Source organism: Pseudomonas sp. IC_126, from assembly GCF_004331835.1.
In the GTDB taxonomy this organism is placed as follows: domain Bacteria; phylum Pseudomonadota; class Gammaproteobacteria; order Pseudomonadales; family Pseudomonadaceae; genus Stutzerimonas.
In genome coordinates, this window is the sequence record NZ_SJSS01000006.1 from 89,756 (window position 1) to 113,937 (window position 24,182).

General features: G+C 64.1%; 23 protein-coding genes. 10 read left to right on the forward strand and 13 right to left on the reverse strand.

Going from position 1 to position 24,182, the window contains the following annotated elements:
* Positions 1-8: 8 nt before the first annotated feature.
* The 6 genes from E0D86_RS17645 to E0D86_RS17670 all read right to left on the reverse strand — a co-directional run bounded on the left by E0D86_RS17645 (position 9) and on the right by E0D86_RS17670 (position 7,416).
* The gene (locus E0D86_RS17645; protein WP_131651351.1) at positions 9-2,402 is read right to left on the reverse strand and encodes a bifunctional diguanylate cyclase/phosphodiesterase; all 2,394 of its coding nucleotides are present in this window, start codon (positions 2,400-2,402) and stop codon (positions 9-11) included.
* Positions 2,389-3,480 carry a PotD/PotF family extracellular solute-binding protein gene (locus E0D86_RS17650; RefSeq protein ID WP_131651352.1) on the reverse strand — a complete coding sequence of 364 codons (1,092 nt, stop codon included), beginning with the start codon at positions 3,478-3,480 and terminating at the stop codon, positions 2,389-2,391. Before E0D86_RS17650 ends, E0D86_RS17645 begins: the two co-directional genes overlap by 14 nt.
* Positions 3,481-3,700: 220 nt before the next feature.
* Positions 3,701-4,276: an antibiotic biosynthesis monooxygenase gene (locus E0D86_RS17655; RefSeq protein WP_131651353.1), complete on the reverse strand. Its 576-nt coding sequence runs from the start codon at positions 4,274-4,276 to the stop codon at positions 3,701-3,703.
* 214 nt (positions 4,277-4,490) lie between these two features.
* Positions 4,491-5,483, reverse strand: a complete 993-nt coding sequence (locus E0D86_RS17660; protein WP_131651354.1) for an ArsA family ATPase — start codon at positions 5,481-5,483, stop codon at positions 4,491-4,493.
* Positions 5,474-5,737, reverse strand: a complete 264-nt coding sequence (locus E0D86_RS17665) for a cory-CC-star protein (protein ID WP_131651355.1) — start codon at positions 5,735-5,737, stop codon at positions 5,474-5,476. The genes E0D86_RS17660 and E0D86_RS17665 overlap by 10 nt, the downstream gene beginning before the upstream one ends.
* A complete protein-coding gene (locus tag E0D86_RS17670) occupies positions 5,734-7,416 on the reverse strand; it encodes a carbon starvation protein A (RefSeq protein WP_131651356.1) in 1,683 nt (560 codons plus the stop codon). The genes E0D86_RS17665 and E0D86_RS17670 overlap by 4 nt, the downstream gene beginning before the upstream one ends.
* A gap of 353 nt (positions 7,417-7,769) precedes the next feature.
* Here E0D86_RS17670 and E0D86_RS17675 point away from each other — a divergent pair, with 353 nt between their 5' ends.
* The 10 genes from E0D86_RS17675 to E0D86_RS17720 all read left to right on the forward strand — a co-directional run bounded on the left by E0D86_RS17675 (position 7,770) and on the right by E0D86_RS17720 (position 18,037).
* Complete coding sequence (locus E0D86_RS17675) at positions 7,770-8,702, forward strand: ribokinase (RefSeq protein WP_131651357.1); 933 nt, start codon at positions 7,770-7,772, stop codon at positions 8,700-8,702.
* Between the two features lie 18 nt (positions 8,703-8,720).
* On the forward strand, positions 8,721-11,126 hold the full coding sequence (locus E0D86_RS17680) for a glycosyl hydrolase family 65 protein (RefSeq protein ID WP_131651358.1): 2,406 nt from the start codon (positions 8,721-8,723) through the stop codon (positions 11,124-11,126).
* A gap of 119 nt (positions 11,127-11,245) precedes the next feature.
* A complete protein-coding gene (locus E0D86_RS17685) occupies positions 11,246-11,740 on the forward strand; it encodes a Na+/H+ antiporter subunit E (protein WP_231752190.1) in 495 nt (164 codons plus the stop codon).
* Entirely contained in the window at positions 11,740-11,991 is a 252-nt protein-coding gene (locus tag E0D86_RS17690; RefSeq protein WP_131651359.1) for a monovalent cation/H+ antiporter complex subunit F, read from the forward strand. The genes E0D86_RS17685 and E0D86_RS17690 overlap by 1 nt, the downstream gene beginning before the upstream one ends.
* Complete coding sequence (locus tag E0D86_RS17695) at positions 11,987-12,280, forward strand: monovalent cation/H(+) antiporter subunit G (RefSeq protein ID WP_131651493.1); 294 nt, start codon at positions 11,987-11,989, stop codon at positions 12,278-12,280. Before E0D86_RS17690 ends, E0D86_RS17695 begins: the two co-directional genes overlap by 5 nt.
* Positions 12,273-13,181, forward strand: coding sequence for a hydrogenase subunit MbhD domain-containing protein (locus E0D86_RS17700; RefSeq protein WP_131651360.1), 909 nt, complete (start codon positions 12,273-12,275; stop codon positions 13,179-13,181). The genes E0D86_RS17695 and E0D86_RS17700 overlap by 8 nt, the downstream gene beginning before the upstream one ends.
* Complete coding sequence (locus E0D86_RS17705) at positions 13,178-13,459, forward strand: NADH-quinone oxidoreductase subunit K (protein ID WP_131651361.1); 282 nt, start codon at positions 13,178-13,180, stop codon at positions 13,457-13,459. The genes E0D86_RS17700 and E0D86_RS17705 overlap by 4 nt, the downstream gene beginning before the upstream one ends.
* Positions 13,456-14,892, forward strand: coding sequence for a complex I subunit 5 family protein (locus E0D86_RS17710; RefSeq protein WP_256681262.1), 1,437 nt, complete (start codon positions 13,456-13,458; stop codon positions 14,890-14,892). The genes E0D86_RS17705 and E0D86_RS17710 overlap by 4 nt, the downstream gene beginning before the upstream one ends.
* A complete protein-coding gene (locus E0D86_RS17715; RefSeq protein WP_131651362.1) occupies positions 14,889-16,385 on the forward strand; it encodes a complex I subunit 5 family protein in 1,497 nt (498 codons plus the stop codon). The genes E0D86_RS17710 and E0D86_RS17715 overlap by 4 nt, the downstream gene beginning before the upstream one ends.
* Complete coding sequence (locus tag E0D86_RS17720) at positions 16,382-18,037, forward strand: complex I subunit 5 family protein (protein WP_131651363.1); 1,656 nt, start codon at positions 16,382-16,384, stop codon at positions 18,035-18,037. Before E0D86_RS17715 ends, E0D86_RS17720 begins: the two co-directional genes overlap by 4 nt.
* 87 nt (positions 18,038-18,124) lie before the next feature.
* Here the strand turns inward: E0D86_RS17720 and E0D86_RS17725 are convergent, their stop codons facing one another.
* From E0D86_RS17725 to E0D86_RS17755, 7 genes are all read right to left on the reverse strand, one after another.
* The gene (locus E0D86_RS17725) at positions 18,125-18,568 is read right to left on the reverse strand and encodes a ketosteroid isomerase-related protein (RefSeq protein WP_131651495.1); all 444 of its coding nucleotides are present in this window, start codon (positions 18,566-18,568) and stop codon (positions 18,125-18,127) included.
* A gap of 82 nt (positions 18,569-18,650) precedes the next feature.
* A complete protein-coding gene (locus E0D86_RS17730) occupies positions 18,651-20,051 on the reverse strand; it encodes an ATP-binding protein (protein ID WP_131651364.1) in 1,401 nt (466 codons plus the stop codon).
* Entirely contained in the window at positions 20,048-20,725 is a 678-nt protein-coding gene (locus E0D86_RS17735; RefSeq protein ID WP_131651365.1) for a response regulator, read from the reverse strand. Before E0D86_RS17735 ends, E0D86_RS17730 begins: the two co-directional genes overlap by 4 nt.
* A 61-nt stretch (positions 20,726-20,786) precedes the next feature.
* Positions 20,787-21,389, reverse strand: a complete 603-nt coding sequence (locus tag E0D86_RS17740) for an outer membrane protein (protein ID WP_131651366.1) — start codon at positions 21,387-21,389, stop codon at positions 20,787-20,789.
* Between the two features lie 135 nt (positions 21,390-21,524).
* A complete protein-coding gene (locus tag E0D86_RS17745) occupies positions 21,525-22,535 on the reverse strand; it encodes an SDR family oxidoreductase (protein ID WP_131651367.1) in 1,011 nt (336 codons plus the stop codon).
* Between the two features lie 222 nt (positions 22,536-22,757).
* Positions 22,758-23,210: a curli-like amyloid fiber formation chaperone CsgH gene (gene csgH, locus E0D86_RS17750; protein ID WP_131651368.1), complete on the reverse strand. Its 453-nt coding sequence runs from the start codon at positions 23,208-23,210 to the stop codon at positions 22,758-22,760.
* A gap of 33 nt (positions 23,211-23,243) precedes the next feature.
* Entirely contained in the window at positions 23,244-24,173 is a 930-nt protein-coding gene (locus tag E0D86_RS17755; protein ID WP_131651369.1) for a hypothetical protein, read from the reverse strand.
* Positions 24,174-24,182: the final 9 nt, after the last annotated feature.

Below are 24,182 nucleotides of genomic sequence, written 5' to 3' on the forward strand. Positions count from 1 at the left end.
GTGGCGTATCAGTTCCGATTTGCTACGACCTGTTCAGCGTCTTGCGGCATCGCCTGGCCGTGCAACTGTTCGATGCGCAGCTCATGCTGCGAACGGTTGCGTATCGCCACCCATTCCTCCAGCGCGGCTACCGAACGTGGCGGCGATATCAGATAGCCCTGGAACAGATCGCAGCCGGCCTGCAGCAGTGCGGACTGCTTTTCCATGGTGTCCACGCCCTCGGCATTGACCCGCTTGCCCTGCGCTTGGCAGAAGGCGATGAGTGCGGTCAGGCTTTCCCGCAGTTCCGGTTGCGTCAGGCGCTGCACGATGGCCATGTCCAGCTTGATGGTGTCGGCCGGGTACTCGAGCAACTGCTGGATCGAGGTGTAGCCGACGCCGAAATCGTCGATGGCCACGCGGAAGCCCGCCGCGCGGATGGCCCGCACCACTTCCATGGTGTTGCTGCTCAGTTCGGCGGCGTAGGTTTCGGTCAGCTCGATCTCGATGTTGCCGGGCGCGACGCCATGATGCGCGGCGCGTTCGATCAGGTAGCGGCAGATGTGATCGTCGGTCAGCTGCGCCGACGAGACATTGATCGCCAGAATCATGCCTTCGCCGAACAGCCGGACCAGCTCCGGATAGCCGGCCAGGGCTCTATCGATCACCCAGCTGTCGATCTTCGGGAACAGCCCGGCGCGCTCGGCGATGGGAATGAACTCGCCCGGTGAAACCGTGCCGAGCAAGGGCGAATGCCAGCGCAGCAGCACCTCACAGCTGACCACGCTGCCGTCGCGATCCACCGCCGGCATGTAAACCAGGCGCAACTGTTCATCGCCATCGAGCAGGCGCAGCTGTTCCTCGACCAGCCGGATACGCTGGTTGCGTTGCTCCAACTGGGCCGAGAAGGCCACCGCGACATTCTTGCCTTCGGCCTTGGCCTGATACATCGCCGTGTCGGCGCGGGTCAGCAGTTGCGTGATGGAATCGGCGTCGGCGGGGTAGCGGGCCGTGCCGATGCTGACACCGACTGGGTAGAGACGGTCCTCGAAACGGAAGCCGCTGCGGCACAGGTCCAACAAGGCATCGGTAAGCGCCGGCAAGCTGTCGTACTCGGTACCGGTCAGCAGCAGGATGGCGAACTCGTCGCCGGAGAGCCGGGCGAGCGCGGTCTCGGCGTCAGGGTGGGCCTGGCGATGGCGCTCGAGCACGCCTTGCATGCGTTTGGCGAAGACGCGCAGCAGCGTATCGCCGGCATCGTGGCCGTGCTGGTCGTTCACCTGTTTGAAGTTGTCCAGATCGAGAAACAGCAGCGCCAGTTGTCGTCCGCCGCGTGCGCACTGGTCATACATGGCTGTGGCCAGCAGGCCGAAATGGGCGCGGTTGCTGATATGGGTCAGGCTGTCGGTCCAGGAGATTTCCTGAATACGCTGCAGCGCGGCCGTGTTGCGCTCGTGCAGGGTTTTCATATTCAGCGTCAGGCGACCGATCTCGCCGCCATCGCTGGGTTCGTCCAACGCGTGGCGCTTGCCCTGCAGCAGCTCGGTGAGCTGCTGGTCGAGCCAGCTGATCGGACCGGTGACATAGTGATGGATCAACACCAGCAACAGGCCGACGGAGATCAGGCAGATCAGCACGACGCCAAACAGAAATGCCAATCCCAGCGTTTGCAGGCGCGCGGCAATGTAGTCAGGTGACGGCGTCAGGCGTGCGGACAGCGAGCGTGATAGCTCGATATCGGCCGATAGCCCCCGTGGCGCCGGTTTGAGCTTGGGTGCAATCTCCACCGCCGCACCGTATTCGGCCTCCAGGCTGCGCTTGAGGCTGATGAAGCTTTCAGGGCGCACCGCCAGTTGCAGGGCGAAGGCTTCCGCTCGCTGGCTAGGCAAAGGGCGGCTACCCGCAGCCGGCAGGATGAAGTCGGTATCCAGCAGCAGGCCGCCCTCGGCTGTATCTATATAGGTCATCTGGCCGGTATGCGGAGTCTGCTTGGCCTCGCGGACGACCTGTTGCTGCGTGGCGCTCATGGTCGCGAACGGCGACAGGCTGCTTTCGTGATAGTAGGCCACCTCACCGCCAGGCTGGACGATGGCGAAGGACACGAACGACATGCGGGTCGTCGATAGAGAGCGAATGCTCTGCTGGATGCGCAGCCCCAGCGTTTCGTTACGGTAGGCGGTGTTCGACTCACGCAGGAACAGCAGCAACGCTTCGCTGTTGGCGATCGAGTGGAGCATGCTGCGGTTGAACGCCTCGTAGTCCAGATAAGCGGATTTGAGCGCTAGCAGCTGCTGCGCCAGACGCGCCTGTTCGAGGCCCACCAGCGAAGCGCGCTGGGTCAGGTAAGCGGTCGTTGCAGCCAGCAGCTGGATGATCAGGATGACCGGGAAGATCACCAGCAGCGTGCGTTTACCGAGCGTCATGGGCGTTGATCAGTGCGTTGATGATGCGCCGCCGTGTCTGCGTCGCATCCAGCGGACGTGGCTCATAGACCTGGCTGTTCTGCAGCACCGCCTCGGGTGGGTAGATGCTTCGATCCTGGCGGATCTCATCCGGCAGCAGCGCGATGGCCGCAGTGTTGGCCGTGGCGACACCCAGCTCGGCGGCATTCAGGGCCGCGATTTCGGGGGTATTGATAAAACTCAGGAAGCGGTAGGCCAGCGCCTTCTGCTGGCTGTTGACCGGCACAGACAGGCAATCGACCCAAAGCAGTGTGCCTTCCTCTGGAACCACGTAGTGCCAGGGTTCGCCTTCGACGCCTTCGATGGCGTTGAGCACCTGCTGATCGCCGCTGTAGGTCAGCGCCATGTCGGCCTTGTCGAGGTAGCGCTGGCTGCGTAGCGATGTGATTACGTATTCATAGGTCAGCACGGCGTGGGACTGCGCCATCAGCAGCTCGTAGGCGGCTTTCAATTCGTCGATGCTTGAGGTGTTGATCGAGCGCTGCTGGTAAAGCAGCGGGCCGGCGAGGATGTCTTCGTGGTCCTCCATCATGATGATGTGCGGCGCGTCGCGTTCGGCCGGTTGCAGCAAGTCGGCCCAGGAGCGGGGCGCGACGGGCAGGCGGTCGGAACGATAGGCAATGCCGAGCGTGCCCCAGAGATAGGGGATCGCGTGGGGTCCGCAGTGGTCGCGCCAGCGTTGCGGCGTGTGCTTCAGATTGGGCAGCGCCTTCTCATCGATCGGCTCTAGCAGCCCGCGTTCGCCGAAGCGGTTGGCGCTGATCAGCTCGGTCAGCGCGATGTCGATCCGGTGATCCGGCTCGGCGAGCACTTGGTCGCGCTTGTCGCCGCTGTCGAAGTAGACCTGATGGATCTGCACGCCGGTCTCGGCCTGCCAGCGCTCGATCACCGCCTCGCTGAGAAAATCCTCCCAGTTCAGCAGATTCAAGGTTTGCGCGGCTTGCAGCGCGGTGGAAGGAAACAGAAGGCTCGTCGCAACCAGAGTCGCGCCGCAGAGCCGCCGCAGATGTGACGCCGACACCAGAGTCTTGTTATTCATTCTTCGCTCATCCGCTATGCAGGCCGGGACTGCACGCTGCAGCGTTCGGCTAGGGTTTGGCAGGCTTCGCAGCTAGGGTTCTATCCGCGTTCCGGCGTTCTCGATCGCAACGAACATGTGTTCGCCGGGCATAGCGAGTTAGCGGCGCGCCAAGGTGGCACTTTAATGGCGCCAGACAAACGGCAGCAATATTTTTATAACAATCTTCAGATCATGCCGATCAGCGGACTGGGACCGGCTGTTTTGCAGAGCGCACCACGGGGCGCGGCGAAGCGCGCAGCCAGGGCGCAAGCAAGCGCGTGGACAGAGGAATGAAGAGATAGGTCATCAAAGGCGTCAATGCCAGAGTGCTGAGCAATATCCGCATGACCAGATTGAGTTCGCTGAGCATCCCGCCGAACAGCATATTGAACAGCAGTGAGACGGGAAAGAACGCCAGCCAGATCGCCACGCTTTGCTTCCAGCGCGGTGGTAGGGCGCTGTCATTGCTACCGAACCAGGCGTCGATGCCTCGAGCGCGGCGCTCATGGGGCTGAGCGAAGAGTTCGCCGCCACGTTGCAGCCAGGCTCGGCGCGAGGCCGAATGTTCCCAGGAATCGAGGGTCTGCTCGTTGGCGAAACGGAAGACGATCTGGAACTCATCATCGTCAGGCGGCGGCGCCAGCACACCGGAGCCGAGGTAGCCGGGAAAGTCCGCGGCCAGTTGTTCGCCCTCGTGCAACCAGGCGAGAAGGTCGTGGTAGCGGCCATCGCGCACGCGGCGGGCCACCATCAAGGTGACGGGTTCGGTAGACATCGTGTATCTCCAGTATCAGGCCGGCCACCCGGATAGGGCATTCGGCAAACGCAGCGCCGGGGTGGTGGGCTGCGCCTTGGGGGATGCGAATTCTATTCCGTTCCTAGAGAAGCTCCAGCTTTAGTTTGCTGCTCGGTTGCGCCGGCGGGTAACACGTCGCCCCCGTTAGGCGAGAGCGTGCACGAAGCTGGTGTGGAAGGGCCCTTGGGGCGCTTCAGACCTCGTTCAGCTTCTTGCCAAACGCCTCGAGCGCGGTTTCGCCGACCACGTCTTCGGCCAGTAGGGGCAGTTGCTGCAGCGGAAGGTTCGGTAGGGCCCGTTGCAGCGTGTCCAAATGACGCTGTTCTTGCGCGTGTCGCTCGGCGAGAAAGGCGCCGGCCTCGACAGGTGATCGTTTATTCACCACCAGCCCGGCCACTTCTATGCCGCTGCGCTGCAGCTGGGCCTGCAATTCGATGGTTTCCAGTACCGGCAGCCGCTCGGCGGCAAGGACGATGACGAACGCGCAACGCTGGCGGTCCTGTATCACGTCACGCAGTTGGCTGAAGCGCTCGCGGCGTCGGTAGAGCAGCTGTCGCACGCGTTGCTGGCGGTCGTTGCCGTCGCTGGTTTCGCGGCCGAGGATGCTTTCGCCTAAACCACCGTCGTCCTTGCCAAGATTTCGCAACACATCGCCGAAGCGCTTGCTGCGCTCCTGACGTTGCAGCAACCCTTCGGTCCAGGCCGTCATCATTTCCGGCAGCGCCATGAGCCGCGAGGTATGGCCGGATGGCGCGGTGTCGAAGACCAGTAGGTCGTAGTCGTCCATGCCCTGGATAATGGTGTCTGCGATACGTTCGAGCAGCGCCGCTTCGTGCATGCCGGGTGCATCGCGAGAGAGCGACATGTGCTTGTCGACTTCGCCGGCCAGGTGCGGTGGCATCAACCGGCGCAAGGCGCTGCCGACCTCGTCCAGGTGTTGCCGCACCGTTTGCTCAGGGTCGAGCTCCAGGCCATCGAGGCCGGCCGCCAGACGCACGGTATTCGAGCCGATCGATCGGTTCCAGAGATGACCGAGGTTGTGCGCCGGATCGGTGGAGACCAGCAGCACACCGCGTCCGGCACGCGCCTGTTGCAATGCCGTGGCGGCGGCGACGGTGGTCTTGCCGACGCCGCCTTTGCCGCCGATGAACAGCACCCGGCTCCGTGCGGCCAGTGCTAGCAGCATCCGATGTGATCCAGCGGTGAGTGCTCCATGCCCATGCGGCGATGCCAGTCATGGAAGCGTTCATAGAGTTCCGGCATCAGCTCCAGGGTGTACCAGGCGGCGGGGTTGGGTACGCCCAGCGCCTCGGAAAACACCAGCAGCATGAACAGGTCGTCCTCGTCGCGCCGGGCGCGGGCGAAGGTGCGCCGGTAGGGCGCGACGTAGAACTCCTGCAGCCCGTCCGACAATCGCTGGAAGAAAGGTCGCTGCGTCACGGCAGCGGCTCGTCGGTGGTCATCTCGGCAGCCGGATCGCGGCCCTTGCGCATGGCGATGATCGCTTCAAGGGTGACCCACAGCGCGGCGATCAGGATCACCACGTCCATGCCCAGCAGCAACCAGTTCTCGGCGCGGTAGAACTGGCCCATCTGCACCAGCAGCGCGTAGATCGACATCGCCAGCAGGAACACCAGCGGCACCAGGGTGTACATCGCCGGACGACCTTGCTTGATCAGCAGCACGGTGATGATCGACAGCGTCAATCCCGCCAGCAGCTGATTGGTGGTGCCGAACAGCGGCCAGATCGCCATGCCGCCGCTGCCCTCGGAGCCAGCGCCAAAGGCCAGGGCCATGCACACACCGACTGCGATCAGCGTGCCGACCAGAGTGTTCACCTTCATGCCGGCCAGCTCGCCGGCTTCCTGAATCACGAAGCGTTGCAGGCGCAGGCCGGTGTCCATGGTGGTGCCGGCGAAGAGAATCGCCATTACCGCAAGAATAGTGGCGCCGAGGTCCGCCGGCAGACCGAGGCCGTTGGCGAGCAGCGTGCCGCCGCCCTGGACGAAGGCATTCACGCCGCCCTGGCCGAAGGCGGTGTAGACCTGTTGCCAGTCGAGCAGCGTAGCGAAACCGGCAGTGCAGCAGATGATCGCCGCCAGCGAGAGCATGCCTTCACCCACCGCGCCGAAATAGCCGACGAAGCGGGCGTCGGTTTCCTTGTCCAGCTGCTTGGAGGTGGTGCCGGACGCCACCAGCCCGTGGAAGCCAGAGATCGCCCCGCAGGCGATGGTCACGAACAGCAGCGGCACGATGCTCGGGCTGTTAGCCGGTAGCTCGGTGTTGTACGCCGGTGCGACCAGCTCCGGTGCACCGAACAGCACGGCCATGTAGAGCAAGCCGAGACCGACGAACAGTTGCAGGCCGTTGATGTAATCACGCGGTTGCAGCAGCACCCACACCGGTAGCAGCGAGGCGATGGCCGCGTAGGCGAACAGCAGCAGAATCCAGAACGACTTGGCACTCAGGCCCAGTACCGTATCCGGCAGGCTGATCGGGTAGGCGTTGCCCAGCAGGATCAGCAGGTAAAGCACGATCACGCCGCCCAGGGAGGGCCACAGCAATTTGACGTTGTAGCGGTAGATGAGCTGGCCGATTACCAGCGCGACGAGGATGGCGCCCCACACCGGAATTACCGAAGTCGGCGTCGACACCAGCAGGTTGGAGATCACCGCGGCAAAGGCGCCGTTGACCATCAGCAAGACAAGGAAGATCACGACCAGAAACAGACTGCGGCCGCGCGAACCGATCAGCCGCCCACTGAGCATGCCCACCGATTGGCCCCGGTTGCGGGCGCTGGCCCAGAGCGCGCCGAAGTCATGGATGCCGGCGAAGAAGATGGTGCCCAGCACCACCCAGAGGAACGCCGGAACCCAGCCCCAGATCACTGCAATGGCCGGGCCGACAATGGGCGCCGCGCCCGCCACCGAGGTGAAGTGGTGCCCCCAGAGGACGAACCGGTTGGTCGGCACATAATCCACACCGTCGCGCATGGTATGGGCCGGGGTGCGGTAGTTCGGATCGAGGCGGTAGATTTTCTCGGCGATGAACTTCGAGTAGAACAGATACCCCAGCGACATCGCCGCCAGCCCCACAATCATCAACGCAATCGCACTCATTCGAAGGCTCCTCGCACGCGTGCCGATACAGGCATCACGCAGGCTTGGGCTGTTGCCCGACAGTAACTTGAACACCCTGACGGGTGCGGTGTTCGGTATCGCCAGCAAGCCCCGGCATGGATGCCTTGGCGCTGCGCCAGTGTTGGCGATTGAGGTTCGAGCGGCCGCGGCGCCAATGGGTTCCCGCCGATTGCCCCGCATCGGCAGGAGCCGCCTGCGCATTGAAGTGCGAAAGAAGCGGGGCGGGCGCTTCCCACGATGGGTCAGAGCTGACCGATGAGGTAGCGAAACGCGAACCCTGGCCAGCCGTTCAGGTCCGTTAAAAGACGAGCTTGAACCACCGGAGCATGTTCATGGAGCGCCTAACGCTGTTGTCCCTGGGCAGCATCAATGCCGATTTTCAGGTGCGGGTCGACGAACCGCCCGGCGGTCGCGAGACCCTGTTGGCCAATGATCTGTGTCGCCTGTCCGGCGGCAAGGCCAGCAATACCGCCTACCTCGCGGCACGCTTCGGCCATCGCAGTATCTTGCTTGGGCAGGTGGGTGACGACGATCTGGCCGAGCAGGCGCTCGGGCCGTTGCGCGAGTCTGGGGTAGAGGTCGACGGCGTCGGTCGCGTGGCGGGTCAGGCAACTGGCGTTTCGATGATCATGGTCCCGCCGGATGCAAAGAAGCACATCGTGCTGGCATCCAATGCCAACGACTGCTGGGACCAGGCGGCCGCCGACGCCACCTGTACACGTATCGAGGAATGCCAAACCCCGGCCGTTCTGGTGCTCGATTACGAAATTCCCGCTTGGGTCGTACGCCGCGCTGTCGAGACCGCGGCGCGCCGAGGCATCCCGGTGGTGCTCGACCCCTCGTTTCCGGATCGCCTGGAGCGCGACATGCTGCCCATGCTGCACGCGATCACGCCGAACGCCGACGAGGCCGAAGCGCTGGTCGGGCATCCGATCGACAACATCGAGGCCGCTGCCGATGCCGCGCGTGAGTTGCAGCGGGCCGGTACGGAGATCGTCTGCATCAAACTGAGTGATGGCGGTTGTGTCCTGGCCTGCGGTGAGGACGTTTCACATGTTCCGCCGGGGCAGGTGGAGCCGGTCGATACCACAGGCGCCGGCGATGCCTTTACCGGCGTCTTCGCCATCGCGCTGCTGGAAGGTCGGGCGCCACGCGAAGCCGCTGCCTGGGGCGTGGCTGCGGCCAACTTGGCCGTCACCGCCTATGGCTCGCAGCCGGCGTATCCCGATCGTGAACAGGTCGCCGCGATGGGCAGCAGCTTTTGAGTGCTGCGAGGGTGTTGCATGACTGAGTCGAACGTTCCGAGCCAAGTGGTTTTCGATAGCTACGACCCGGATGACGAGCGCCGGCGGGAGGCGCTGCTAGCACTGGGCAATGGCCTGTTGGCCTGCCGTGTCTGTGCGCCGGAGGCAGCTGCCCTGCATTCGGCTGGCGGCGGTGACCATTACGCCGGCCTGTACCGTGCCGGCTGGTACGACGATGCCCCGCGTGAGGTCAATGGCAGCGCGGTGCGGATGGCCGCGCTGGTCAATCTGCCCGACCCGTTCGGTCTGAGCTTCGCGCTGGACGACGGCGGCGACTGGTACAGCCTCGACGGGGTCGAGCTGCGCGGGTACCGTCAGTGCCTGACGCTGGAAAACGGCCTGCTGGAGCGCGAGCTGGATTTCGTTATCGCGGGCCATGCGCTGCAGCTGCACGAGACGCGCTTCGTCAGCATGGCCTCCCCACAGCTGGCGGTGCTGCGTTGGGAGCTCAAGGTACCGCGAGACGTCGCTCGCATCCGGCTTCGCGCGACCCTCGATGGCGGCGTGACCAATGCTGCGATTCCCCGCAACGACGCCTACGAAGGGCAACGTCTCGGCGCGCTGGAAATCCAGCACGACGAGCAGGGGCGCGCGGCGCTGAGCGCCAGGGTTAACAATGATCGTCGCCGCCTGGCGATGGCCGTGGGCATCCGGACGCCGGGGCTGGGTCTGCACTGGCGTGGCCAACAGGTCGAGCAGCGGCTCATTCAACAGGCTGAATGTAGGGTGCCGGCGGATGGGCGGCTGGTCATCGAAAAGCGGGTGTTGGTGCAGGTCGATGACGAGCGGCCAGCCGACGATGACCACGCGCGCGCGCAGGTGCTCCAGCAACTGCCGCAGGCTGATTTCGACGACCTGCAACGCGCACACTGCGATGCCTGGGCACAGCTCTGGCGGCGCATGCCGGTCGCGTCGGATGACGCCCAGCTGCAGTTGGCGCTGCGCTTTCATGCCTTTCATCTGCTGCAAACGGTGTCGGCGAACAGTGTCGGCAAGGATCTCGGCTTTCCCCCGCGTGGCTGGATGGAGGGTTACTACGGTCAGGTGTTCTGGGACGAGTTGTTCGCCTTTCCGTTTCTCGTCACGCATTTCCCCGAGCTGGCGCGCAACCTGGTCGACTATCGCCATCGACGCCTGGATAAGGCCCGTGAACGGGCGCGGCGCGCCGGTTTGCGCGGTGCTATGTTTCCCTGGCGCAGTGCCGACAGTGGCGAGGAGGAAACCCCTCCTTGGCAATTCAACCCAATGTCGGGTCGCTGGATGCCCGATCACACCCACCTGCAACGCCATATCGGCTCGGCGGTTGCGTTCGATGCATGGCAGCTTTATCTCGCAACCGGTGACGAGGCGCTGCTGGCTGGGCAAGTGGGCGAGCTGATCATCGAAGTGGCGCGCTTTTGGGCCAGCCTGGCGCGCTTCGACGAGTCTCGGCAGCGCTATCTGATCTGTGGCGTCATCGGCCCAGACGAGTATCACAACGGCTATCCCGGCGCGGCGCAGCCCGGCTTGGATGACAACGCCTATACCAATCTCATGGCGGTCTGGACGCTGTGTCGCGCACGACAGGTGCTCGAATTGCTCCCCAATGACAAGGCCGATGCGCTGCGTAACAGGCTGCAACTCGAAGCGGATGAGGTGGAAGGCTGGGAGCAGATCAGCCGGCGCATCTATCTCCCCTTCGTGGAGGACGACGTGCTCAGCCAGTTCGAGGGGTTCGAAAAGCTCGAACCGCCTCCGCAGGAGTGGCTGCACGGTGATCGTCCGCGGCTGGACTGGATGCTCGAAGCGCGACACGACAGCTGTGATCGCTACCAGCTGACCAAGCAGGCGGATGTGCTGATGGCGCATCATTTGTTGCCGCAACACCAATATCAGGCGCTGTTTCAATGGCTCGGCTATCGGCACGACGAGGACGCCCTGCATCGCACGCTGGCCTACCACCTGGCGCGCCTGACACACGAATCTAGCCTGTCGAACGTCAGTTGCGCCGGCGCTTTGGCCGAGGTCGATAGCGAGGCGTCATGGGCCTATTTTCAGCAAACCCTGGATGTCGACCTGTGTACGCCGGGCGATGAAGGTACGCAGGAAGGCGTGCATCTGGGCGCCATGTCCGGGTCGCTGGATGTGCTGCAGCGCCGTTACCTTGGCGTGCGGCCAGAGCTCGATGGCCTGCATGTTTTCCCCATGCCTCCAGCTGAGCTGCGGCACGTGGCGCTGTCGCTGGTCTACCGTCAGGCGCGCCTGCATCTGCAGCTGGACGATGGCTGGCTGACGGTGACGGCTGACAGCGCCAACGACCGGTCGGTAACCGTGCATCACGCGGCGGGTCGCGAGCAGCTCGAAACGGGCCAGTCACTGCGAATGCCGTGTCGGGCAGCGGAGTGAGCGCCCGGCGCTCGAGCGCTCATTCACCGTGCAATGCCAGGAAACAAGCCCATCGCCAGCGCGACGGAACGCCATGGAGGATTTCGGATCGACACTTCGATCAGCCGAAAGGAGACCTTGTGAGCAGAGAAACTGGATCGCGCCGCCGCTGGATCGATGGGCTGGGTTGGACGCTGCTCTATACTGCGATCTGGGCGCTGTTCGCTGACGGCAACGGTTGGGCCATCGGCGTGCCGAGCGTGCTGCTCGCCGTTGGGCTGTCGCTCTGGCTGGGTCTGCGGTCATGGCAACCCTCGCTGGTAAGCCTGCCGGGCTTTGTCTGGTTCGTCCTCAAACACATGACGCTGGGTGCCTGGGACGTGGCGCTGCGCGCGCTGCATCCAGGGCGGTCGCTGCAGCCGGCGTGGGTCGATTATCGCCTGCGCTGCGAATCGCCGCGGATACGGCTGCTGCTGTCGGCGCTGGTCGGATTGCTGCCGGGCACGCTGGCGTCGCGAATCGATGCCGACTGCATGCGCATACACGTGCTGGATGAGCGACAGCCGTGGGAAGCGACGCTGATCGAGCTGGAGGCGCGGCTGACCCGGCTGCTCCCGGCGCGGGGCGAGCATTGATGGCGGTTTATTCGGCGCTGTTGCTGCTGACCATCGCGGTCGGACTGGTGCGCGTCGTGCTGGGGCCGAAACGGGTGGACCGGCTGCTGGCGATCCAGCTGTTCGGCACTGCCGGCACGGCGTTGCTGCTGGTCATGGCGCAGTGGCAGGAACAGCCCGCGCTGCGTGACGTGGCGCTGCTGCTGGGTTTGCTGGCGGCGGTCGCCAGTGCCGCGCTGGTGCAACTGTTGCGGCAAAGCCACCATGATTGATCTTTTGCTCGACGTCTTGAGCTGGGCGCTATTGCTCGGCGGTCTGCTGTTCTTTGCCGCCGGCAGCATCGGCCTGCTGCGCTTTCCCGACGCGGTCAGCCGGCTGCACGCCCTCACCAAGGCCGATACCCTCGGTCTCGGGCTGGTGGTCGCCGGCTTGTCGGTCCGCGCCGAGAGTCTGCTCGAAGTGGGGCAGATGCTGCTGATCTGGCTGCTGTTGATGGCTTCCAGCGCCACCGCCTGCCAGTTGCTGGCACGCCAGGCCAGCGAGGATCCGGACGATGACTGACTGGCTGTTCGACGGCACGCTGGGTCTGCTGTTGCTCGCGCTCGCCCTGGGCGCGCTGTACGGGCGCAGCCTCTATGCCAGCGTGCTGCTGTTCGTTGCCTTCGGCATGGTGATGGCGGTGATCTGGGCACGCCTGGGCGCGGCGGATCTCGCGCTGGCGGAGGCTGCCATCGGCGCCGGGCTGTCCGGCGTGTTGCTGTTTGCCGCGCTGGCACGTCAGCCGGGTCGCCAAGAATTGCCGGACATTCCCCCGACCCGTCAGCGGCTGGCGGCAGCGTTGGTGGTGTTGCCTTTGCTGTTCATGCTGCTGCAAGGCCTCGCTCCGCTGGCCGATGGCACGCCAACGCTGCCCGATGAGCTTGACCGGGTGATGCCGCGCACCGGTGTCAGCCATCCGGTGACGGCGGTGCTGCTGAACGTGCGGGCCTGGGACACGCTTCTCGAACTGGCCGTGCTGCTGCTGGCGCTGCTCGGTGCACGACAGCTCGGCCCGCGCCGCCTCGATCTGGCTGAACCCTGGCCGCTTTTGCGTGCCTGGGCACGGGTGCTGGCACCGTTGCTGGTGCTGGCGGCGGGCTACATCCTCTGGCGCGGCGCCAGCTCGCCAGGTGGGGCCTTCCAGGCGGGTTCGTTGCTCGCCGCGGGCGTGGTGCTGCTGCGCCTGTCGGCTCTGCTGCCGAGGTTGCGCTGGTCGTTCGCACCGCTGCGGCTGCTGGTACTGGGCGGACTGTTGCTGTTCATCGGCGTAGCCATCACCACCGCCTGGCTGGGTGAGGGCTGGCTGAACTACCCGGACGATTCGGCCAAGCTCATCATCCTGCTGATCGAAGCCGTGGCGACCTTGTCGATCGCCGCCAGTCTGAGCCTGTTGGTCATCGGCGAAGGCGAGGAGTCGTCATGAGCAGCGCACTGTTCTGGATGGGTGTCGGCGCCGCGCTCTGGTTGCTCGGGCTACACGGCCTGCTGACCCTGCGCCAGGCGTTGAGGCGGATCATCGCGTTCAATCTGATGGGTAGCGGTGTGTTTCTGGTGATGATCTCCCTGGCGACACGCAGCCAGCCGAGCGATCCGGTGCTGGTGGCGCTGGTGGTTACCGGCCTGGTGGTGGCGGTCAGCGCCACGGCCCTTGCCTTGCGGTTGGCGGGCGCGGTGCAGGACGACCGGGAGCAGCGCCGATGACGCCGGCACTGACGCTTGCACTGGTGAGCCTGACTCTGCCGCTGCTGGGTGGTCTGTTTCTGCTAGGGATACAGCCGCGGCGTAAGGGTTTGTGGGTGATTGCGATCACCTTCACCAGCCTGCTCGCCGCGGCTGCAGCCCTGCACCACGTCATGCAGGTGGGACCGCAGCTGCTGAACATTGGCGGCTGGGACACGCCGCTGGCGATCCGCTTCCAGCTCACGCCGCTGACCGCCTTGCTGATGCTCTTCACTGCTGGGCTGCACTTGCTGGTAGCGCTTTACGCCGCGCGCAGCCCGCACGCCACCGGCAATGAGGATTACTGGCCCTTATCCTGCCTGCTGCACGCCGCGCTGGTCGCGCTGTGGCTGTCGGCCGATCTGTTCAACCTCTACGTCACCCTCGAACTGCTCAGCCTCACGGCGGTTGCGCTGGTGGCGCTGGCCGGGCGCAAGGCTTACCGCCCGGCGTTCAACTACCTGATGCTGTCGCTGGCCGGATCGCTTGCCTATCTGTTCGGCGTCGCGCTGTTGTATGGCCGCTACGGTGTGCTCGACATTCTGCTGCTGGCGGAACTGGCCGAAGTGGATGCCAGCACCCGGCTGGCGCTGCTGTTGATGAGTGTTGGGTTGATGTTGAAAGCGGCGCTGTGGCCGCTGCACCTGTGGCTGCCGCCGGCGCATTCCGGCGCGCCGACGGCGGTCAGCGCGTTGCTCTCGGCGCTGGTGGTCAAGGGGCCGATCTACATTCTCTGGCTGGTCTGGACCCAGATCGCGCCGCCCGAACTGGGTCGCCAGGCCGGCGTGCTGTTTGCCGCGGCGGGCATCCTGGCGTTGCTGTCTGGCGGCTGGTCGGCTCTGCGCGCGCCGCGCTTGAAGGTGCTGGTGGCCTATTCGACGGTCGCGCAACTGGGTTACGCCTTGTTGGCGCTGGGTCTGCTGCTGCACTGGCAGGAACCGCGCATGACCGCCGCGCTGTGGCTGTTCGTCATCGCCCATGGCCTGGCCAAGGTGTCGATGTTTCTCGCCGCTGGCGAATTGCAGCGGGTACTCGGCACGCGTCGGGTGCGTGCGTTGAAAGGCGCCAGCCAGAACATGCCGGTGGCGATGGCGGCCTTCGCGGTGGCCGGTGGCAGCCTGATCGGTTTGCCGCCCAGCGGTGGCTTTCTCGCCAAGTGGCTGTTGCTGCAGCCGCTGTTCGAGCAGCCGCAGCACTGGCCTTGGGCATTCGGCGTGCTGCTGGGCACGCTGATGTCCGCTGCCTACGTATTTCGTGTGGTGGCGCTGGGCTTCGATCGTGCCCGGCCGAATCCGCCCAGCGTCGTGCCGGACCGCCTCGCGCAGTGGCTGGCCATGCTGCCGGCGCTGCTGGCCCTGAGCCTGGCGTTGATCAGCGAACCCCTGCTGCTCTGGCTTGGCGGGGTGGGCCGATGACCTGGACCAGCTGGCTGCCGTTGGCCATCGTACTCAGCTCATTGCTACCGGGGCTGATCATCTTCACGTTGCGCGAGGATCAGCAGCGCACCCGTGTGGCGCTCAACTTGCTGGGCGTGGGCGTCAAGCTGCTGTTGGTAGGAGCAATGATCTACGGCGTCAGCCGCGGCCTGGAGTTCCGCTTCAGCCTGCCGTTCCTGCCCGGCGCGCCCTTGGTGCTGCAGGGCGATGCGCTGTCGCTGCTGTTCGTCGCGCTGTCTTCGGTACTGTGGATGGCGACGACCGTTTATGCCATCGGCTATCTGGAAAACTCGCCGCTTCGTTCGCGCTTTTTCGGCTATTTCAGTCTTTGTGTCAGCGCTACCGTTGGATTGGCGCTGGCGGGCAATCTGGTCAGCTTCCTGCTGTTCTACGAAATGCTGACCCTGGCGACCTTTCCGCTGGTGGTGCATCGCGGCACGCCCGAGGCGCTGCGTGCCGGGCGTGTCTATCTGGCCTATACCGTGGGCGGCGGAGCACTGGTGCTGATGGGCGTGGCGCTGCTGCACGGCCTGGCGGGCGGGCCGGATTTCCAGCCTGGCGGGTATCTACTGGAACAGGTCGGCGAGCAGGACCTGGCGCTGCGTGTGGCTTTCGTCCTGCTCATCGCCGGGCTCGGAGTCAAGGCGGCGCTGATTCCACTGCACGGCTGGTTGCCGAAGGCGATGGTGGCGCCGGCGCCGGTCAGTGCGCTGCTGCATGCGGTGGCAGTGGTCAAGGCCGGTGCCTTCGGCATCATTCGGGTGGTCTACGACGTGTTCGGCGCCGAGGCGCTGTCCCGGCTGGACATGGCCGGGCCGCTGCTGTGGCTTGCCGCGGCGACCATTCTCTACGGCTCGCTGCGTGCGCTGCAGCAACAGGAACTGAAGAAGCGCCTGGCCTACTCGACCATCAGTCAGGTGTCTTACGTGACCCTTGGCGTGGCGCTGCTCGGGCCGATCGCGGCGGTCGGTGGGCTGGCGCATCTGGTGCACCAAGGCCTGATGAAGGTCACGTTGTTCTATTGCGCTGGCAACTTTGCCGAAACCTTGGGCATTCATCGCATCCGCGAGATGAACGGCGTTGGTCGACGCATGCCCTTGACCATGACTGCATTTAGCATCGGAGCGCTGGGGATGATAGGGATCCCGCCGATTGCCGGTTTCGTCAGCAAATGGACGCTGGGCATGGGCGCGCTGGAAGTCGGCCAGGACTGGGTATTGCTGGTGCTGATGGGTTCGGCGCTGCTCAACGCCGGTTATTTTCTGCCGTTGTTGTGGCGCGGCTGGTTCGCCGAACCGGCCGACTGGCATGAAGACAACTGGCGCGAGGAGCGTTGGGAGACGCACTGGATGTTGCTGCTGCCGGCGTTGTTCACCGCGCTGCTGGCGTTGCTGGTCGGTTTGCTGGCCGGCACCGCGTTGAGCCCACTAGGCTGGGCGCAGCTGATCGTCGATAGAGAATTCGAAATATGAGTGGGCTGTGGCTGCTCGTCCCGCTGGCACCCTTGCTGGTCGGCGCGCTGCCGCTGTTCCGCGAGCGTGCAGCCGGCTGGCTTTGGCTCGGTTGCTTGCCGGCGTTGGCGATGGTCCTCTGGCCGATGCCGGCACTGGATCTGCCGATGCTCTGGGAGGGCGTGCGCTGGGGTGCGGATGACGAATTGACCCGCGCCTGGCTGGGCTTCACCGCATTGCTTTGGGGTTGCGCCGGGGTGTTCGCCAGCAGCAGCCAGCGGGACGATCCCAAACGCCGGCACTTCTGGACGTTCTGGTCGCTGGCACTGTCCGGCAATCTGTTGCTGATCATCGCCACCGATGCGTTGAGTTTCTACCTTGGCTTCAGCGTCATGAGTCTTTCCGCCTACGGGCTGATCGTGCATCGGCGCGGCCCAGGCCCACGCCGCGCTGGGCGCCTGTATCTGCAACTGGCGATCTGTGGCGAGATGGCCCTGCTGGCTGCGCTGATGCTGCGCAGCCATGCCGCCGGCGGCGATTTCGCCTTTGCCGCCTGGCGAGCGTTGCCCATCGACGGCCTGACGCTGCTGCTATTGCTGATCGGCCTCGGCCTGAAAGCCGGGTTCTGGCCGCTGCACGTATGGCTGCCGCTGGCGCATCCGGCGGCACCGGCGCCCGCCAGCGCGGTGCTTTCCGGGGCGATGCTCAAGGCGGGCTTTCTCGGCCTGTGGCGCTGCCTGCCGGAGGGTGATCAGCTGCTGTCGAACTGGGCGGATGTGCTGCTTGCCATTGGCATCTTCGGCGCTCTCTATCCAGCGCTGCTGGGGCTGACCAGCGACAAGGCCAAGGCGGTGCTGGCTTATTCTTCGGTCAGTCAGATGGGTTACCTGCTGATGATTCTGGCACTGGCCTGGCGGCATCCGCAGCAAACGCAGGCGCTGACGGTCGTCCTGATGCTCTACGGCGTGCATCACGGGTTGGCAAAGGGTGCGCTGTTTCTTTCTGCAGGCTTGATCCACGCCGGACGCCTGCCGCGTATCGGCTGGCTGCTGCTGACATTACCGGCGCTGGCGATCATCGGCTTGCCATTGACCAGCGGTGGCGCGGTCAAGACGACGCTGAAGGAGGTCTGGCACGGCGGGGCGTTCGAGTCCTGGCTGGTCTGGCTGAGCCTTGGCAGCCTGACCACCGCTCTGTTGCTGATCCACGCGCTGTGGCTGCTGCGCCGTGATGCGCGTGATGCGCGTGATGCGCCGGCCTCACGACCCCCTTTGCCGCAACTTCTGCCTTGGACCTTGCTAAGCAGTCTGGCGCTGCTGCTGCCCTGGCTCTGGCCTGCCTTGCGCGAACCCATGCTGCACGGCTTGTATTCGAGTGGCATCTGGGCTGCGTCATGGCCGTTGCTGCTGGCACTGGCCTTGGCCGGGGTGGCGCTGAAATTCGGTTGGAAGGTGCCGGCCCGGCTGACCGCGCTGCCGAATCCGGCGCTGGTTATTTCGCTTTGGCTCAAGCGACTGCTGCAGCGGCCACCGCTGAGGGTGCCAACTGTCGACCCTGACCAACCCCGTTGGCGGCAGCGGGAAAGACGCTATAACCGTATCTGGAGTACCGGCACGCTCGCCGTAAGCACTTGGCTGCTGGTGGCTTTGCTGTGGTTGGGTTGGTTGTGGTGAGTCACGCTAAGTACGGAAGTGCTTGCCAACCACTTACAGTAAGAATCGCAACTTCCGTTTAAGGCTGCTGCTCGTTTCGGCGATTCTTCATGGCAAGGCTTTCTCAGCATAGGTGCGAGTCGGCAGACCCAGCTGAGAGCGAAAGCTCTCCATGTCGAACATAGTGCAGATACTGCGAATCTGCCCGCTAGGGGTCAGGGTCCAGAACGCCATGGCCGAGATGCTCAGAACCCTGTCGCTCGGCGGATAGCCGAGCGCCGGATTCTCGATGGTGCCGATCAGCGTGCTCCAGGTAACGACCTTGTCGCCCTCTGCGACGCATTCCTCGATCACCACTTCGAGATCGGGCATGGCTGCGCGAATCTGGGTGACCATATTCGCGAACTCGGCGCTGGCCATGGGGTGGCCAACGAAGGAGCTTTTGTAGAGAAAATCCTTGCTGTGCAGCTGCTCGGCCAGGGCCATGTGGCCGCGGTTCCAGGTCAGGTCTATGTGCTTGCGAACCAGTTTCTTGCTGTCGTCCGGTGACATGTGAAGCGTCCGGTAGATGGCGAAGCCGAACTTTAGCAGCAGCCACGGCAAGCGGGCAGCCATCGGGATGTCCTTCATCGGCTTATTCGAGTGGCAACCGCAGCCGGAACGCAGCGCCGCCAAGGCTGGAATCATCGAGCCTGAGCTCGCCGCCGTAGCTGTCGAGAATGTCCTTGACCACCGCCAGACCGATGCCCTGGCCGGGGTGCTGGACGTCCAGCCGCTCGCCGCGGCGGACGATGCGAGCGCGCTGGTCGACGGGCACACCGGGGCCGTCGTCTTCGATGCTGAGCAACAGTCGATCGCCGTCTTCTTGCAGGCTGATGCGCACCTGATGCAGGCAGAGCCGGTAGGCGTTTTCCAGCAGATTGCCGAGCAGCTCCATTAGGGCGCCTTGTTCCAGCGGCAGGGTGGCGTTCGGTGGAATCTGGATGTCGACCCGCACGCGCTTGTCCTGATAAACCTTGTCCAGGGTGCTGCACAGGCGCACCAGCAGCGGCTGCAACGCAACCCGGTGACGCACCAGGCCGCTCTGACCCAGGCTCGCGCGTTGGAGTTGATAGCCGATCTGCTGGCTCATGCGTTCGATCTGCGCGTGCATGACGCGGGCCTGCTCGCGGTTGTCCGGCTGCGCATTGATCACCTCGCCCACGCTTTGCAGCACGGTCAATGGCGTTTTCAGGCTGTGGGCCAGATCGCCCAGGGAATTGCGGTACTGCTCACGCTGACGGCGTTCGCCGTCGAGCAGTCGGTTCAGCGAGCGGGTCAGGCGCAGCAGTTCCATTGGATGCTGATCGCTGAGTCGATCCAGCCGTCCAATCTCGACCTGGTCCAATTCATGGCTTAGGCGTTTCAGCGAGCGAAAGCCCCAGGTCAGGCCCAGCCAAAGCAGCGTCAGTAGTACCAGCAAACCTCCACCAAGCCAGAGGTAGAGCTGTTGACGGAATTCCTCGAAAAGGCTGCGGTATTCGCTGGTAGGTTGCATGGTGACGAAGCTGAACGCCTGGCGCTGATCATCGTTGGTCAAGCGCAGCTCGACGTCGTAGACGAAGTATTCAACGCCCTCGATGTCACGTACTCGCTGGAATTCTGTGACGTCGCCGTGCAGGCGCGGCCGGTAGTCGATGCTTTCATCTTCGGCCGAACGCGACTGCCATAGCCGGTTGCCCTGCGGGTCGTAGATATAGCCGAGCAGCTTGGCATCCGGCAGATCGAACTCCTCGTCCGGTAGCCGATCCGGCATGATCAGCTGTCCTTCTTCGATGCGCGAAGCGGTGATCAGCGTGTTGGCGTCAGCGGCCAGGCGTTCTTCGATGACGCGCTCGAAGGCGAGGCTGAACGCGGCCTGCAGCACCGGCAGCAGGGCCAGCATGAACAGGACTGCCAGGCAGGTTGCGCCCAGCATGAGGCGCAGGCGCAGCGACAAGCTACCGTTGCGCGAGGCTCGGAGCTCTACCAGCCAGCGGCGCCAGCGCCGGCTCATCGGCAGCGCTCGGTGAAGAGATATCCCAGGCCACGAACGGTATCGATGGGCTTCAGCCCGCCCTGAGCTTCGAGCTTGCGCCGCAAACGCCCGACCAACACTTCGATGACATTGGCATCGCGCTCGTTGTCGTCCGGGTACAGCTGCTCCATCAGGCGTTCCTTGGCCACCACCTGCTGCTGATGGCGCATCAGGTATTCAAGAATGCGGTATTCGAAGGCGGTCAATGCGAGTGGTTCGTCATTGACCAGGGCCTGCTTGCGGTTGAGGTCAAGCTTCAGCGGCCCAGCCTCGATGCTGGCCTGGGTGAAGCCGGACGAACGACGCAATAACGCATTGAGCCGCGCCTCCAACTCTTCGAACTGGAACGGCTTGACGACGTAATCGTCGGCGCCGGCCGCGAGTCCCTCGACCTTGTCCTGCCAGTTGCCGCGCGCAGTCAGGATGAGGATGGGAAAACGTTCGCCATTGCTGCGCAGCTGCCGGATCAGGTCCAGCCCACTGATACCCGGCAGGCCGAGGTCGACCACCGCCAGGTCATGATTAAATTCGCGAGACTGGTAGAGCGCCTCCTCGGCATTGGCCACCGCATCGACCACGTGACCGCTTTCGCTCAGGCGAGTCAGTAGGTGGTGGCGCAGCAGCGCCTCGTCTTCCACCACCAGCACTTTCATTTGCGGCTCCTGTCATGCAAACGGCCGGGACGATCCCGGCCGTGGTCCTGTTGAAGCAAGCTTAGAAGTGATAATTCACGCCGAGATAGGCCTGCTTGCTGCTGTGCAGGTCGATCGAGCCGACCTTGCCGACGCCGCGCTCGGACACCTCGGTACCGGCGTTACTGCGCAGATAACGGTAGCCGGCTTCAATCGACGCGTTGTTGCCGACCTCCTGGATGACGCCGGCCTGCAAGCCGACCAGGTAACCGATGTCGCTGTCACGGCTGTAGCCGCTGGACTCGTTTTCAAGCTTGGTCAGACCGGCGCTGGCACCGCCGAACAGGCGGGTGGTATCACCGATCGGCAGAAACATGTCGTAGCTGCCGATCAGGTTCTGCTGGCGCAGCTTGAGTGCGCTGCCGTAGTCGTCGGAGACGTTTTCGTAGGTGGCATAGTAGCGCGCCTCGTCGGTCATCTGACCGGCACGGATACCCCAGGTGCCGCTGTTCTTGATGATGTCATCGAAGCGGTCTTGACCCATGTTCTGCTTCAGGGTGCTGGAGCGGTCAATGTTGACCGTGCTCTTGCCCCAGGTGAGGCCGGCGAAGTTCTCTGCGGCATGGGCGCCCAGGGTGAAGAAGCTCAGGCTGGTGGCGATGGCCAAGGTATGCAGCGTGTTCATGTGTCGCTCCTTTGCAGGCGTGGGAAAGTGACGCCTGCATCCTGCATGCCGGCCGCTGAACCGCGCCTGAACCCTGGCTGAACCTGAGCTGAACGACTGTCAAGACGGCGCAGCATGGGGCCGCGCCGCCACATGCTAGCGTCCGCGACGTCCTAGCATTGCGGCCAGCACCGCTGCGCCCACCGCCACGGCCACCGTTGTGGCGACAGGATGTTGCGTGGCGCGGGTGTAGAGGCTGCGCGTTAGCACCATCCCCGGATAATCGCCGCTGGCCTTGCCGTCGCCGGCGCTGCCGACGTCACCGGCGTAGAGCGCGCCGTGCGGGTGTCGGTCCGGGCGTCCGCTCTGGATGGCATCGTAGACAAAGGTGCGGTTGATCCAGTCGGCCAGCCGTGGCGCGTTCTGCGCAAGCTTGGAAAGCAGCTTGGCGTTACCGATGTAGACGTCGCGCTGCGGGTGCTCGGCGGCATGCAGAATCGCCTGCGCGACCACCTCCGGCGAGTAGACCGGCGGCGGAAACACCGGCGCGCTGGGCAGGTAGTTCTTCGAGTGGTCCATGAACTGGGTGTCTGTCGAAGAAGGACGAACCAGAGTGACCGACACTGGCGTGCGCGACTTCTGCAGCTCGACCCGCAGCACGTCGGTCATAGCCTTTATTGCATGCTTGCTAGCGCTGTAGCTGGCATGAAACGGCAGGGCATTGGCGGACTCCACGCTGCCGATGTTTATCAACGCTCCGCCTTTTTCGCGCAGATGTTTCACGGCGATGGACGACCCGTAGTGTGTGCCCCAGAAATTGGTCTGCATGACCTGATAGTGGTCTTCGTCGCTGACCTCGTCGAAGCGCCCCCAGACGGAGCTACCGGCGTTGTTGATCCAAGTATCGAAGCCGCCGAAATGTTCAATGGTCTGGCGGGCAACATGTTCGAGCTGCTCGCGTTCACCGACATCGGCCATCACATGCAGGACCCGGTCGCCCGCGTTCAGGTCGCGCTGGATATCCGCCAGGGCGAGTTCGTTGCGTGCCACCAGCACCACGCGAGCGCCTTTTTCGACGGCCATGCGGGCCGTGGCCAGGCCGATGCCACTCGACGCGCCCGTGATTACGATGACCTGGTCATGCAAGGGTTTCAGGGAAATTCGCACCGGACCTCCTGGTGCCGGCGGCGCCGGCGATAGTGGATTGGCTCGGTAGAAGCCACGGGCCCGCTTGCGGTTCCAGAGAGGCGATGGATGGCAGCGCCCGGCGATGTCTGTCAGTCGAGATTATTCGAGTCATCCCAGCTGATGGATGCCAGCAGACGATTGCCAGAGTGAAATCGAAGTGCGCCGCAATGGAAGCCGAATGGGACGTGCTTGTCGCTGCGGCTATTGCAGATCTGAACGGTCGTCCATCGGACGAGCGGATGCCACTTGTGCTTCGGTTTGGCCCGGAGGGGTACCGGGCGGCGTGGATTGCGGTAGCGGGCTGGCAGGTGCCATCGTCGGGTAGCTGCGCTGTATCGGCGCTTGCGGCTGGCCATCGATCGACCAGTTCAACACCGCCTCCAGTTGGCCATTTTCGGAAACGCTGACTCGATTGCTCAGCGGGCACTGACGGTTGCTGCCGCTGACCAGTTCGCCTGCCTGTCGCGAACGGTTGGTCCCGGCGGTACCGGTGGACGTCACTTCCAATTGATAGCGCAGCTGGTGGGGCTGTTGGCTGGTGAAGCACAGCCGCAAGCTGACGCTGCCGCTGTCATCGGGGGTCAGCTCAAGTTGTGCGTCGACCGGGGAGGGTGCGGCTGCCAATATCCAGGTCGCCAGCGCGGCGCTCAACATAACGATGCCCTATCTGTTTTTGCCGCCCGATGACTACTGCTGGTTGATTGTCGCCATGTTGCCGCCGCCGGTCTGCTGGATAATCGCGCTCACGCCTTCGGCGCTCTGCATGATGAAGGCCTGGTTCGACGCGCCCAGCTGCGAAATCGCCGCCTGGCTGTAGGCAGTGATCTGGTTGATCGAAGCGAGGTTGTCTGTGCCGTTCTGCAGTACCGCGGCTTCGTTGCCTTCGTAGGCCTGAGCGATGTCGATGCGGTTACCGCTGCCCGCTGATGAGCCCTGGATGCTCTGCCCGCGGCCGCTCTGCTCGACGGTGAGCAGGTTGTCATCGCCGCTCTGGCTGAAGTCGAGTTCGTTGAAGTAGCCCAGCTGCTGGACTTGTGCGACGTTGAATGTGCCGGTCTGTATCAGCTGCAGGCCGTTACCATCGTCCTGCTGGATGTTGGCGAGGTTCTCATCGCCGACTTGATAGACGGCCAGCGACGAGCCGTGGAACGAGCCGTTCTGAACGAAGCTGAGCGAGTTGCCATTGCCGATCTGGCTGGCCTGCGCATTGGCGAAGCCGGTCTGGGTGGCGGAGACGTAGTTGTCGTTGCCGATGCTGCTGATCTGCAGCTCGTTGACTCGCCAGGTCTGCTCGACTTCGGCGCGGTTGCCGTTGCCCTGCTGATAGACGCTCGCGGTGGAGAAATGGCTTTCGAGTGCCTGGTAGATCGAGGCGCTGTTGCCGTCGCCGAGCTGTTCGATACCCGCCTGGTTCGACTCGGCGATATCACCCTGGTAGATGCTGGCGTCGTTGACGTTGCCGTGCTGGCTGATGACGGCCTGGTTGAGCAGCCCGGTCTGATCGACAGCGGCGCTGTTGGTATCGCCGATCTGTTCGAGCTCGGCGCTGTTGTCCGCGTAGAGATCGCTGGCGGCCGCAAGCAGCACGGCAAGCGCGATGGGGTGCAAGTAGCGCATGTTGCTTCC